The organism is Clostridium punense, assembly GCF_017874425.1.
Taxonomy (GTDB): Bacteria; Bacillota; Clostridia; order Clostridiales; family Clostridiaceae; genus Clostridium_J; species Clostridium_J punense.
The window spans coordinates 58,759-73,433 of the sequence record NZ_JAGGLL010000011.1 but is presented as its reverse complement, the minus strand read 5'-3'; the positions used below and the strand labels follow the sequence as shown (position 1 = coordinate 73,433).

Sequence of the window (14,675 nt, the reverse complement as noted above, 5' to 3'; positions counted from 1 at the left end):
AGCCTTAACCTAAAATCATTCCTGTGGGTTCCCCATTTATAGGAATGATTTTTTTATTTTCTGTGTTCTTGTCAATCTTTACCAAGAGATTGTTATAGCTATCTCCTACAAAAATATGTTTATTGTCACTCAAAATTCCCCTTGGCATTCCACCGATTCTAATTCTTTTAATCTCCTCATGATTGTATATATCTATTACACTTATGGTGCCTTCCCCATAATTTGTCACATAGCAATACTTTTCATCACAGCACATATCAAAAGGGCAACTTCCCACAGGTACTCTATGAATTACTTTTCGGGTTTTAGTGGATATCATACTAACTGATCCTCTTCCTCCATACCCCATATTACTTTCGCAGACTAATATATAATTTCCGTCCAATGTAATAATAGCCTTTGTTGGATATGGCCCAACATCTATACTATAGATATTAGAACCATATAAAGCATCGAACAGAGTAATGCTGTCACTATTTATATTAGCCACAACTATTTCATTATTTTTGCTACAACAATCAATGCTATGAGGTGAGTTGCCACAAGGTATCAGTTCTACAATCTCCCTTCTAGTAATATCAAAGGATACTATGTTATTAGAGTCCCCACAAATAATATATGCATGATTTCCTAGTACACAAATATCCCTGCAATTACTCCCTAAATACAAGGTTTCAACCATACCGTTTTCTAAACTTACAATAGAAATAGAATCATCATAACAGTTAGAAGTAAATAATAGCTTGTCATGAATCCAAAGCCCATGTGGTCCTATTCTACCTCTATTCACTCCTGTTAATGGTATGGTATTTTCCACTGTAAAACTTTCAATATTTATTTTATCAATAGAATCGCAAGTTGTATTACATACATATAAATGCCTCAATGGAATCACCTCCTCAAGATATAGTATGAGGAGGTGTAACTTTGTGTGCTAATATTCAGTTTGCCAATACTCACTTTATATATGAGTTGCAATATTACTTCTACATTGTAAGATAATTTTAAATAACTTATATTAAAGAAATTACAAAATAGAATTAGATATATTTATGTAGTATCTTTATCCTGTTCTGTACATAATAAAAAGCTATAGGCTTCCTTTGTAAAAGTTTAATTTATTCACATCCTAAGAGCCTTAAGGGAACCAGTGTAGGACTAATGTATAAGTTAAGCTTTAAATCTGGTTCCCTATACTATAACTCAGATTAACCTTTTGTTTTTTAACACCAGGTATCTGAAAATAAGCAATAAGTCAAGCTACCTAAAGTCTTATACTTTTCCTCATATCTCCTATCATATATAAAGAACCAGAAATTAAGAGTAAGTCCTTTTCTGTGCAATAGGCTAATGCTTTTTTATAAGCCTCTGTATAATCTTCAATAGCTTCACAGTTCACTCCAAGCTTCTCAATCTCTTTCTTTAAATCTTCAGCTAGCTCTGCCCTTTCACTATTAGGGGTTACCGCAATTACTGTTGAAGCTTTAGGTACTATAGTTTCAATCATTTCCTTAACTTGCTTATCTGCTAAAATACCTAGAATTAATACTAACTTATCATACTTAAAATACATATCTACACTTTCTGTAAGTTTAGATATTCCATCTATATTGTGTGCGCCATCAATAACTACCATAGGATTTCTTTTCATTATTTCTAGCCTTCCTGGCCATCTTACATTTTTCATCCCATTAATAATATTTTCCCTAGTTATTTTAACTCCCAAATCCATAAGTTTTTCACAGGCATATACAGCTACTGTGGCATTCATTATTTGATGTTTTCCTAAAAGAGCTAAATCAAGCTCATAGTTATTTTTTTCTGTATTTATCTTCACTCTTTGAACTATTTTACTTTCTCCACGAACTTGGGTGTCATGACTTCCAATAAATTCTGATTGTTTCTTAGACACTTTAATTAGTAGAGATTTCCTTTCCTCAGCTACTTTTTCAATAACCTTTTCTGCTTCAAAATGCTGTGGAAATAATATTGTTGGGATTCCTTCTTTTATTATTCCTGCTTTCTCAAAGGCTATTTTATCTAAGGTATCTCCTAAGATAGCCACATGATCTAAGCTAATAGAAGTTATAATTGAAAGTATTGGTGTTATAACATTAGTAGAATCAAGCCTTCCTCCAAGCCCAACCTCTATTACTGCATAATCTACCTTCTTCTTATAATAGTATAAAAATGCTGCACAGGTTATTATTTCAAACTGAGTTGGATTCTGATACCCTAAAGTAACTACTTCATCAATAGCTCTAGAAACTTCAGTAATAATTTCTACTAAATCTTCCTTAGGAATATTTTTATTGTTAATTTGTATTCTTTCTTCAAATTCTTCAATATATGGAGATATATAAGTTCCTACCTTATATCCTGCTTCTATGAGAACTTGACTTACCATAGCTGTGGTAGAGCCCTTTCCATTAGTTCCTGCTATATGTATCATCTTTACTTTCTTATGAGGATTTCCTAATAGCTCTAAAATCTTTTCTGTTCTTTCAAGTCCCAGCTTCATACCAAACTTAGCTGTGTTTTCAATATAATTTATAGCCTCCTGATAATTCATTTAAATACCTCCCCACTTTTAAATAATGAACAAGTTCATTTTGTTTAACAACTTTGGAAGTAGATTCAACTCTCACCAAAATTCATTTTTCAGCGAAAAACTCATACCTAAAGAGGAATTCGGGAATTTTCCTTCCAAAATGTCGTTAAAAGGTGGATAATACCAAAAATTATCCACCTTTAATTATTATACCATTGAAGTTATCCACAATAAAATAACATTCATAAGTTATTTCTTCTAATCTATTTTAAAGAGTAATTTTTAAGAAAACTTACTTTACTTCCAAAGAAGGTGTAAAGCCCTCCCTTGAAAATAATATATAAACTTTTTAAAATTACCTTACACCTAATAAACCAACTGTTGCTTACTTTAGGTTTTCAATACTTTCAAGTACTGATTTATACATTTCCTTGTACTTCTCACCCTTAGCTCTTTCTTCTTCTACTACTTCTTTAGGAGCTTTAGCAGTGAACTTCTCATTATTAAGTTTGCCTTCTACTCTAGCAATTTCTTTTTCTAATTTTTCTTTTTCCTTATTTAGTCTCTCAAGCTCTTTTTCAGCATCTACAAGTTCTAGAAGCGGCATATAAATCTCTGCTCCCATAGATACTACAGTTACTATATTTTCTGGAGCCTGTTCTTTGCTGTTTAGTAGAACAACTTCACTAGCAGAGGCTAACTTTTCAAAGTAAGTTTTACCTTGCTCAAAGGCTTCCCTAGCTTCTGTAGCATAAATAAAGGTTTTTGCTTTTCTTGAAGGTGGTACATTCATTTCACTTCTTGCATTTCTTGTATTTTTAATAGCATCTATTATGAAATTCATATACTCTTCTGCTTTAACATCTTTTAGCTCTTCTTCATATACTGGCCACTGAGCTATAGTTATAGATTTTGTATCTGCCTTTAAGTGAGTGTAAATTTCTTCTGTAATAAACGGCATTACTGGGTGAAGAAGTTTTAAACCACTTATTAATACCTTATTTAATACATTTAATACAACACCTTTAGCTTCCTCATTATCTCCATAAAGTACAGGTTTTACAAGCTCTATATACCAGTCACAGAATTCTGTCCACATAAAGTCATAAACCTTTTGAAGCGCTATTCCTATTTCAAACTTATCTAAGTTATCAGTAACTTCTTTTACTACTGTATTTAATCTAGATAATATCCATTTATCTGCAGTTGAGTAGTTTTTACACTGTGTATACTTATCCATTAAAGCTTCATCAAAGTTCATCATAACAAACCTAGATGCATTCCAAATCTTATTTGCAAAGTTTCTTGCTGCTTCTACTCTTGATTCATAGAATCTTATATCACTTCCTGGAGCATTTCCTGTTGCAAGGGAGAATCTTAGAGCATCTGCTCCGAAGTTTTCTATAACTTCAAGAGGATCCACTCCATTATCTAAAGACTTAGACATCTTTCTTCCTTGGTCATCTCTAACCATTCCATGGAAAAATACTGTGTTAAAAGGAACTTCCTTCATATTATATAGGCCTGAGAATATCATTCTAGCAACCCAGAAGAATATTATATCCCCACCAGTAACTAGAGTGCTTGTTGGATAGAAGTATTTTAAATCCTCAGTGCTGTTTGGCCATCCTAAAGTTGAGAAAGGCCATAGTGCAGAACTAAACCAAGTATCTAATACATCACTATCTTGCTTTAAGTTCTCTGATTTACATCTACTACAATGAGTTGGAGCTTCTGTTTGAACTATTATTTCTCCACAATCTTTGCAGTACCAAACAGGAATTCTGTGTCCCCACCATAACTGTCTTGAAATACACCAATCTTGTATATTTTCCATCCAGTTAAAGTATATTTTCTCAAATCTTTCTGGAATAAATTTAATTTCCTTTTCTTTTACAACCTCAATTGCTGGCTTTGCAAGAGTTTCCATTTTTACATACCATTGCTTTGAAAGCATTGGCTCAACAGTACATCCACATCTATCATGAGTTCCTACATTGTGACTATGATCCTTAATCTTAACTAGATAGCCTTGCTCTTCTAAATCTTTAACCATAAGCTTTCTAGCTTCATATCTATCAAGACCAGAATATTTTCCATACCCCTTAGATATAGTTCCATTTTCCTCTAGTACAACTACTTCCTCTAGGTTATGTCTCTTTCCTACTTGATAGTCATTAGGGTCATGAGCAGGAGTTATTTTAACGCAGCCTGTTCCAAATTCCATATCTACATAATCATCAGCTATAATTTCTATTTCTCTACCTACAAGCGGTAATTTAATTTTCTTTCCTATTAAATGAGTATATCTCTCATCCTTAGGATTAACAGCAACTGCAGTATCTCCAAGTAGTGTTTCTGGTCTTGTAGTTGCAATCTCAACTACTTCTTCACTTCCTATAACAGGATAGTTAATATGCCAGAAGTGTCCTGCTTGCTCTTCATATTCAATCTCTGCATCTGAAATTGCTGTCATACATTTTGTACACCAGTTTGTAATTCTATTACCTTGGTAAATTAGCCCTTCGTTATATAGCTTAACAAAAACCTCTCTAACAGCTTTGTTTAAGTTTTCATCCATAGTGAATGCTTCTCTTGTAAAATCTGCTGAGCAGCCCATCTTTTTAAGCTGGGTTCTTATTCTTTCTCTGTATTCATCTGTCCATTCCCAAACTTTCTCTAAGAAAGCTTCTCTGCCCATTTCCTTTTTCTTAAGTCCTTTAGCAAGTAAAGACTTTTCAACTCTTACTTCAGTAGCGATACTTGCATGGTCTTCTCCTGGTAACCATAAAGTGCTATACCCTTGCATTCTCTTTGTTCTAATTAAAATATCTTGAAGAGTGTTGTCAAGAGCATGACCTAAGTGTAATTGTCCTGTAATATTTGGTGGTGGCATTATAATAGTATAAGGCTCTTTATTCTTATCTATTTCTGGCGTAAAAAACCCTTCTTCTTCCCACCATTTATATAATCTTTCTTCAAACTCTTTAGGATCATAGGTTTTTGCTAAATCTCTGTTATCCTCCATTTTTCTTCCTCCTGTCTTCTTTATATTTGATAAATTTGTTACATAGTTAATGTTTTTCTTAGACATCTAAAAATAAATAACAACTCAAAACAGATAATCATACTGACTTATTTATTTTTTTGAAGATGCCTTAGTTAAAATTATTGCCAAGAAATTAAATTACACTACTTCCCCACTATTCATATAGAGTTATCCCACTTATTACAAGCATCTACTATACAATAGGAAAATCTGCTTAACATACATATAATGCATCATTATAAAGTTTTTTTTTCTCAGCTTGTTCTGTAAATAAATTTTTTTTGCGCAAATAAAAAAGAGCCTTCATCCGGAAAAAGGACGAAAGACTCGTGGTACCACCTTTATTTCCTGCAATGTAACAGGCTCATTTTTTTAACGGTTTGACCCGTCTTTATTTACTAAATTTCAATAAAGAAGCTCCGAAGCTACCTTCAAGTGTATTCATATGGAAGACCTTTCAGCCGGTGAATCTTCCTCTCTTAATACTATCCCACTTTACTCCTCTTCATCTTTGCTTAATAAATATTAATTTTTAATATATTATATACTTTAACCAAAATTATGTCAAATAATTTCTTTTTTATAAATTTATTTTATAAGGTTAGAGATTTACGTAATAAAGAAGTTATTTTTTTATAATTTTCATACACTCATTAAAAATTGTATCATACTCAGTTAAACTTATATTTTTTGCATTTTCTTTTATTGCCTTTTTAAAATCTTCATAGCTTTGTTCAGTATAAAAATCTGGTGATGTACGAAGCTCCTCATTTATTTCTCCATCTTTATTTATACCTAATAGACCTGGAATTCTAACACATATTTTGCTATTAGGCAGTGTGTTAATAACAGGATTCCTACCAATTCCATCTCCGCCAGTAGTTTGTCCTATTATTGTTCCAAGGTTAGCAGACTTTACTATTACTGAAAGTCTTTCTGATGCAGAAAAAACATTTTTATCCACCAGTAGATACACATTTCCTCTAAAAGCCTCTTTGCTATAGGGTAACAGGTAACTATCCTTTATAAAACTATATTTTTCAGTGTATTGTGATTTTAAATTAGTTGGAGTTTCCTTTGAAAAAGTTGAGTTCCCGTAAATTTTACTTAGATAATCTGCCATAAACTCACTTTTTCTATATCCATGATATTCATCAAGAATTGACACTTCTTTTGAGTTAATATTTCTAATAATAGCCCTTGATACGCTCTCAGTTCCACCATCATTGCCCCTAATATCAATAATTATATTTTTATAACTCTTCATATCTTTAAAGAAAGTATCAATTTTTTCTATTGTATTGTTTTCTTCAATCATATGATTTATTTTAATATAGGCAATATTACCTTCTTCAATAATTTTTGTGTTAATAACTTCATTGCCTAGATTTTCTGACAGTTCCCTCGTAAGCTTCATAGTCCGTTCCTCATCATAAGCACCTATATTTATAGTTTCCTCCTTAGCTTCACCCGACTTTGTTAATACCCTTACTTTCAAGTTTTTATTAGTACTTGGATCTGTTTCAACAAATAATTTATCTACATAGCATTTTTTATTATGCAAATCATACTTTAAAATGTACTTATCTCTATTTTGCTTAATATATTCTTCAAGTTCTAAACTTTCTACTTGTGTTATAACATCACCTTTTTTAATTCCAGTATTTAGTGAAGATATCACCACATATTTTCCTTCCATATACTGGCACAATACATCTGGTACAGTTATAAAGTTTAATTCTATCTTGTCCCAATATGACGCTTTCTCTAAGGATTTATCATCAAATATTCCTTGATAACTATTTTTTGAAGCATTTTCATAAAAATTAAGCATATATTCATTTAATATATTGCTATGATCATTGCTTAGTAAATTCATTGTTCTATTTATATTTAAATAAAACTCCTCATCATTTTTGGAGTTAGCTATTCTCTGAATGAGTTCATCTTTATGTTTAACAAAATCATATCCCATAGTGTCCTTTTTAATTTCGAAAAAAGGATAATTCTCTACCAAAAAATTCACAAGATATTTTGCATCTTCTTTCTTTTCCTTATAGCTTAACTCTCCCTTTGGTGATAACATAATTGGTTTCCACATAAATGTACCCACTAAAATAACACATATTAATGTCAATGCTAGTCCAATAATCAAAACCTTTTCCCTTTTTTTCTCTTTTTTCCTCATTTTATCCCCATCCCCCGAAAACTGGATAATTAATAGCTTGAAAATTTGTCATCATTGTAATTAAAAAATTCTACTTATGATAAGCTGATTAGATATTTGGCTAAATTAAACTAATAGTTAATAACACCTCTATCTTACCAACAATACTCTTATCATTACAGCAAGTAAAATAAATTGCATACTTTTAAGGCCTATTTTACATATCATATAATTATTATACATTTTATTACTAAATATTCAACATTTTTACAACATCTTCTAAGGTTAAAGTAGCCTTCTTTTATAAATAACAATTGCTTATCTCTGTTAACTTACTTTTGGTGTTATTGTTTAATGGGGAAATATTATTATATGTCATATCCTTAATATTATTCATATTAATCAAAAGTTAATACTTTTCTTGTATAAATCTAGGTTTATTGGAAATTATTTAGATAGATTATTTTATTTGTCTAGGAGGTCTCATAAATTGAGCTATTTTAACAAAGCCAATGAACTTTATAATTTGAAAGATTATAAAAGAGCTATTGATTTATATAAAAAATCTGCGGAGGTAAAGGAAAATGAAGCAGCTTCTCTCTACAACTCTGCTGTTTGCTTCATTAAGTTAAAGGAATATACTAGTGCTATTCCACTAATTCAAGCCGCATTAAAAATTAAACGTGAAAGTAAATATTACTTCAACTTAGCTTATTGCTATGCCATTCTAAAGGAAAATGGCAAAGCTCTCAACTACTTCAATACTGCTTGGGCCTTAGACAACTCTGATGATGAATGTGATAGAGCTATAAAGTTAATACTTCAAGGTTATAGAAAAAGCAGTTAAGGAGTTTTTACCTTAACTGCTTTTAGTTTATAGCATTTTGCATGTTTACCATTTAATAACTTTCTACAACAAGCATGACTCTTTATGCAAATAACTTCTTCTAAACAAATCCTACATTTAGGAGTTTTCTCTAGTAATTCGGATACAGGTCTTTAGTTTATGGTAACTTACCATTCTCCAGCTACTTTTCTATTCTTATGCTCTAAATTAAAACCTTCGTTATCAAAGTAATTTCCTCCAATATAAAAGGTAGGATCTACATTTACCCATCTGTCCTCTTCAGGGATATACACTTCATTCCAAGCATGACTTATCCAAGTTTTACCGTTAAAACCTTCTCCAACTATAAGTCTAACCTTCATACCATTAGCTCTAGCCATAGCTACAAATAGACACGCATAGTCAAAGCATACTCCTTTTTTAGAATAAAAGGTTGGAATTGCTCCTGATTCTATATTTCTGTTATTACTCATAACTTGAACTGCCTTATCATGGTCATAGGTTATTTTACTCCCTACCCACTCATAAATTTTTTTAGCTTTATCATAGGTATTTCTCTCTTTAGCTGCAATAGTCACACCTGTAGCATTTATTTCATCATTAGATTTAACTCCTTGGGCTAGGGTAACTCCATTATAATAAACTAGCTCATTACTTCCTATATTATCTAATCCAAGATTACTTAAATCTATAGCTTGTTTTTCATTATTAGAAATTTTAAAGGAGTCTCCAACAATATTAGGTAAACTTTTGGCAAGCTTAGACTTAGTTATAGGCATTACAGCTTTTTCTGAAAAATAATTATATATTTTGGAATTCTCTAAAGTAGTATCTAGATTTTTACTTACATTTAACATAGAAATATAATTCAGCAAAAATGTAAGAATAATAGCATAGCATAAAGCCCTTGGAATTTGAAAAATTACTCCAAATATTCTTCTTAGAACTCCTCCACCCTTCTTTATTAAGTTATCTAAAGCCTGTAACAGTGGAGATAATCCTATCTCACTAATTAAATGAATTAGTAGCTTTAATAATTGGTGTATAATCACTATAAGAATTACTAGTATAGTTCCCATAAAAATTTGAGGTCTATTTTGTATTAAAGCTGAAATTGATGGCCCTGCCTTAGTATTAATATAATCCATTATGCCATACTTATCACTAATAAATACCCCTTTAACTATAGTTGAGCTTATCATAAGAGACAATAATAAGGCTAAAGTACTAAATAAACTTTTTATAGTATTCAATAAGGCATCGCTATTTAGCTTGAATAAAAATCCAATAACTAAAGGATAAAGCAACACAGTATAAATCATTAAGCTAATTAAATTTACTCCATTAAACAATGTAAATATATCACTAGTAATTGTGCTTAAAATATTCGTACTCATAACCTCACCTTCTTCCATATAAATTTAACAACACTTTGGAATCTTCAAATCTCACAACTTCTATAGAGTGCTACTCAACAGCCTTGTAGTTTCTCACCCCAAGAAAACTTTTAAGTACCATCCTAAAATTGATTCCAAAGCAACTCAATAAAATGAACTTGTTAACTTTTAATAAAAATCCTCTTTATTTTCAATAACTTGGGTTAATACACTCTTTATTTCCTCATAGCCGTAACCCCTTCTTAAAAGAAAGTCCTGAAGTTTCTTTTTCAGCTTCATTGGATTATCCTCATTATTTTTAAGTAGGTTATATTTCTTTTGTGCTAAGGCTAATAATTCTTCAAAGTCCACTTCTGGCTCTTCAAGGGCTTCTTCAGCTTCAGCAATAGTTAAGGCTACCTTGTTTACAACCTGATTAATTAAATCATAGGTATATCCTTTTGATAACAGGTATTTTGTCACCTTTCCTAAAAGTTTTCCTTTATCCCTTTCACTTTTTCCTAAAATTCTTACCTTCTTTTCAGCTAAAGCTAGGGCTACTGTACTTTCATCTTCAGAAGAAACCTTATCCAGCAATTCCTTGATTAGTTCCTCATCTATGCCTTTTTTTAAAAGGTCATACTTAATTTTATTTTTTCCACTTTCTTTTAGCTTTTGTTTTATAAAGCTTTCAGCATATCTTTTATCATCAATAAAGCTATAATTCTTAAGAAATTCTATCACTCTACTAACTGTCTCTTCTGACATTTCCTTCTTGTAGAGCATATCCTCCACCTGTTTTTTAGTTTTCATAGCTCTTTCTATATACCTTAAAGCAGCTGTTTTTCCCTTTATATACTCATCTGCTTTAACAACTTCTTCTAAACTTTTAGGTTCTACTTGTAAACCTTTTTTAAGCCCATGACTATAAATTAATTCATTGCTACAAGCAAAGGAAAACTCATTATTTATAAAGATATTTACTCTGTCCTTATTCTTTTTTTGGACTTCTATTGATGTGATTATATTTTTCATTAATCTTCATCCCTTTGAGATAGCAAAACATGAATAGTTGGTTTGTTTAGAACTTTTCTTGCTACATTATATAAGTCCTCACTAGCTATATTATCCATATTTTTCATATCCTCATTAAATTGATAAATATACTCATCCTCCATAGATTGGTGAAGAACGTAGTTTCCAAGATCTGTAGAGTCTTCTAAGGTTGACGCTACAGCTGTTTTAAAGATCTTTTTCATTAGCATTATTGTACTATCATCAAATACAATCTTTTCCTCTTTTACACTTTGTATACACTCATCGATAACATTTATTGCTTCTTCTACATTTTCACTGGCAACAGAAGTGTAAATATATAAGGTTTTAATGTTTTCTGTTAAATCTAACATGGTATAAACATCGTATGCAAGGCCTCTTTCTTCTCTTAGCTCTCTAAAAAGAATTGAGTTGGAACTTTCTCCAAACTTATTATTTAATATTCTAAGTGCTAGTTCTTCCTTTTTGCTTAAACCAGATAAGGAATATAAATAAACTACAGTACTTTGCTCAATATCCTTTTTATAGGTAGTCTTAAACCCACTTTTATTTTCTTCACATATAGCCTTTGGTTTATCTATAGATTTTTCTTCCCACTTCCCAAAACACTTATTTACCATAGCTAAAACATCTTCATGATTATAGTTAGACACAATAGTAACAGTGGTGTTATTAGGTGCGTAATACTTGTTATAAAATTCTACTAACTGTTTTCTATTGAGCTTTTTTACAATAGATTCCTTACCAATAATATCCCACTTAAGAGGGCTCTTATCAAAAGCAACTTCATTTACTCTTTGAAAGCTTAAATCTTCTATATCATCCTTACTGCCTCTTATTTCTGCTAAAATAACTCCTCTTTCCTTCTTTATTTCTTCTTCTGGAAATATAGAGTTTTGAACTAAATCCCCTAGTAATTCAACACAGTTTTCTAGTTCATCATTTAGAGTAGTGGTATTAAAAACTGTACAAGAATAATCGGTGTAGGCATTATATTCTCCACCTAAATTCTCAAGCTCACTATTTAGTCTTTCATTATCACGATGTTTAGTTCCTTTAAAAACCATATGTTCGATAAAATGTGAAATTCCTCTCTCCTTTGGGCTTTCGTATAAAGCTCCGATGGAAACCCCTATATGCAAAGACGCAATTTGAGTATCCTTCTTTATTGAAATTAATGTTAATCCATTATTAAGTTTAGTTTGTAACGTATCAAATACTGCTTTTTTCATAGAATCTCCTTTATAAATCCATCTCTATACTATATTAATATAAATCTATAAGAATACTTTAAAGCCCCATCTACTAACGCTTTGCAAATAGTAATACCTAGTATTTCACTACTAAGTAAAAATAAGTTACCTATTAGAAATATACTTATATAAAATAGTACAATATATTATACCACTTAATTATTATTTTGTAAGGTAATGTGCCTCAGGGTTTATTTGGCTTTTTTACAAAATTATGAATGATTTATTTAAAAAATTTATTATAGAGCTTAATATTTTGTTATAAATATGTTAATAATAGTAGAAAACAGAAGTTATATTTATTTGTGTTTGCTATTATTATCATATTGTGTTACTATTAGATGTATTTTAGAAAATTAGAGAAGAGGAATATGAATGAACAAAATTAGATTCGATGAATTAGGACTTAAAGACACAGTCCTTAATGCTATAAATGACTTAAAATTTGAAAATCCAAGTGATATACAAGCAAAAAGTATCCCTGTAAGCTTACAAGGATGCGACCTAATAGGGCAGGCTCAAACTGGTACTGGTAAAACTTTAGCCTTCGGTGCTCCTATTTTAAGCCAAATGGCTCCCCCTAGCGGAAAAGTACAAACACTTATACTAGCACCTACAAGAGAACTTGCAATTCAAGTTAGCGAAGAACTTGCTAAAATTTCAAAGTATGAGAGATATAAAATCCTTCCTATATATGGTGGTCAATCCTTTGATAAACAGCTTGGTCCATTAAAAAAAGGAGTAGATATTGTAATTGGAACTCCTGGAAGAATAATTGACCATATTAACAGAAGAACTTTAAAACTTGAAAATGTTAAATTCCTAGTTTTAGATGAAGCTGATGAAATGCTTAATATGGGCTTTATTGAAGATATCGAAAGCATTCTTAGTCACTTAAGTGAAGATAGACAGACACTTTTATTCTCTGCAACTATGCCAAGACAGATTAAAAATCTTGCTAAAAACTACATGAAACCTGATACAGAGCATATCACCATAGCTAAAAAATCTATGACAGTTTCAAAAATAAAGCAATACTACTTTATAGTTAACTCTGCAAACAAATTTGAATCCTTATGTAGGGTTTTAGATGTTGATAATCCTAAATCAGGAATATTATTCTGCAAAACTAAAAAAGGTGTAGATGAATTAGTTGAGGCAATGCAAAGTAAAGGTTACGTTGTTGAGGGTATGCACGGAGATATGAAGCAAACTCAAAGAATGAACACCCTTAAAAAGTTTAAGAGTGGAAACCTTAACTTCCTTATTGCAACAGATGTAGCAGCAAGAGGAATAGATGTAGAAGATGTTACTCATGTAATAAACTATGATTTACCACAGGATACTGAATCCTATGTTCATAGAATAGGAAGAACTGGAAGAGCTAATAAAGAAGGTACTGCTTATAGCTTTGTATCAAGAAAAGAAGTTTCTTCTATTAGACAAATTGAGCATGATACTAAGAGTAAAATAGACAAAAAGGAAATTCCTACCCTTGCAGATATTTTCTCTGCAAAATCAGGAAGTATCCTTGATAACATTAAAGCAACCTTAGAGGAAAACCTTTATGAAAACTTCCTTCCAATGGCTAAGGAATTAATAAATGAATATGGTGCAGAAGACGTTACAGCTTCTCTTGTTAAGTTAATTTTTGATAAAGAAACTAACTACGAGTATGATGGCGATACAGATACTAATACTTCATTTACTGATGACATTGTAAGATTATTTATGTCTGTAGGAAAGCTAGATAAAGCAACACCAAAGGATATTATCCAATTCTTAGATGACTCTGCTGGAGTTAAGAGCAAAGAAATCGGAAGAATTGATATTCTAGATAAATTCTCATTTATAGATGTTCCTGAAAGTTTAGTAGATGTAATAATCTCTAACTGTAACGGCAAAAAAATTGGTAAGAGAAAAGTAAACATCGAAATTTCCAATAAAAAAAGAAGATAATTTAAAAGCAGCTAGGACATTTATATTTGTCCTTTGCTGCTTCTTTTATTATATAAGGTAATCCTGCTTTTTAATTCAAAAAATCATGGTAACCCCCTGGTTTCATCAGGTTTCTAATTACATAAAAGAAGTATAAATAATAGCTGCTTTCTTTAATATGCCCATGAGCACCTACTTTTTTTCTATTTAAAAAAGGATTAAAGTTCCTTGTATTTTTTGTAACTTTATAGCTTTTAATCTCATATACTACATTGAGGTGGTGTATATGAAATTATTTAAAAAGATGTTTATAACTTTACTTATCATATTAATATTAGAATACTTACTTATTTATTATTTACACACCAGGTCAATACATTCTAGCTTTATTTTTGCCATTATAGATAAATTAGGAGAGTATTCTTCATTAATATTTGT

Annotated in this window: 9 protein-coding genes and 1 other annotated feature; of the genes, 2 read left to right on the top strand and 7 right to left on the bottom strand. The window is 30.8% G+C overall.

The genetic code is table 11. The features are described 5' to 3' along the window. Positions 1 to 4 precede the first annotated feature (4 nt). The 4 genes from J2Z44_RS08520 to J2Z44_RS08505 form a co-directional block, all read right to left on the bottom strand. Positions 5 to 886 carry a YncE family protein gene (locus J2Z44_RS08520; protein WP_021281374.1) on the bottom strand — a complete coding sequence of 294 codons (882 nt, stop codon included), beginning with the start codon at positions 884 to 886 and terminating at the stop codon, positions 5 to 7. 378 nt (positions 887 to 1,264) lie between these two features. Then, on the bottom strand, positions 1,265 to 2,572 hold the full coding sequence (locus tag J2Z44_RS08515; RefSeq protein WP_021281373.1) for a bifunctional folylpolyglutamate synthase/dihydrofolate synthase: 1,308 nt from the start codon (positions 2,570 to 2,572) through the stop codon (positions 1,265 to 1,267). A 364-nt stretch (positions 2,573 to 2,936) separates the two neighbouring features. Further along, entirely contained in the window at positions 2,937 to 5,579 is a 2,643-nt protein-coding gene (locus J2Z44_RS08510; protein ID WP_209649492.1) for a valine--tRNA ligase, read from the bottom strand. A gap of 332 nt (positions 5,580 to 5,911) precedes the next feature. Beyond that, positions 5,912 to 6,121, bottom strand: a binding site (T-box leader). A 104-nt stretch (positions 6,122 to 6,225) separates the two neighbouring features. Further along, positions 6,226 to 7,788 carry a S41 family peptidase gene (locus tag J2Z44_RS08505; protein WP_021281370.1) on the bottom strand — a complete coding sequence of 521 codons (1,563 nt, stop codon included), beginning with the start codon at positions 7,786 to 7,788 and terminating at the stop codon, positions 6,226 to 6,228. A 418-nt stretch (positions 7,789 to 8,206) separates the two neighbouring features. On the opposite strand from J2Z44_RS08505, the gene J2Z44_RS08500 reads away from it, so the two are divergent. Beyond that, the gene (locus J2Z44_RS08500) at positions 8,207 to 8,614 is read left to right on the top strand and encodes a tetratricopeptide repeat protein (protein WP_082206844.1); all 408 of its coding nucleotides are present in this window, start codon (positions 8,207 to 8,209) and stop codon (positions 8,612 to 8,614) included. Between the two features lie 167 nt (positions 8,615 to 8,781). Here the strand turns inward: J2Z44_RS08500 and J2Z44_RS08495 are convergent, their stop codons facing one another. From J2Z44_RS08495 to J2Z44_RS08485, 3 genes are all read right to left on the bottom strand, one after another. Further along, positions 8,782 to 10,011 (bottom strand): transglutaminase-like domain-containing protein, encoded by a 1,230-nt coding sequence (locus J2Z44_RS08495; RefSeq protein WP_021281368.1) that lies wholly within the window; start codon positions 10,009 to 10,011, stop codon positions 8,782 to 8,784. Between the two features lie 168 nt (positions 10,012 to 10,179). After that, positions 10,180 to 11,025, bottom strand: a complete 846-nt coding sequence (gene recX, locus J2Z44_RS08490) for a recombination regulator RecX (RefSeq protein WP_021281367.1) — start codon at positions 11,023 to 11,025, stop codon at positions 10,180 to 10,182. Further along, positions 11,025 to 12,278: a M16 family metallopeptidase gene (locus J2Z44_RS08485; protein WP_021281366.1), complete on the bottom strand. Its 1,254-nt coding sequence runs from the start codon at positions 12,276 to 12,278 to the stop codon at positions 11,025 to 11,027. The genes recX and J2Z44_RS08485 overlap by 1 nt, the downstream gene beginning before the upstream one ends. A 396-nt stretch (positions 12,279 to 12,674) precedes the next feature. Between J2Z44_RS08485 and J2Z44_RS08480 the strand changes: the two genes are divergently transcribed. Then, entirely contained in the window at positions 12,675 to 14,258 is a 1,584-nt protein-coding gene (locus J2Z44_RS08480) for a DEAD/DEAH box helicase (RefSeq protein ID WP_209649491.1), read from the top strand. The last annotated feature ends 417 nt before the right edge of the window (positions 14,259 to 14,675 follow it).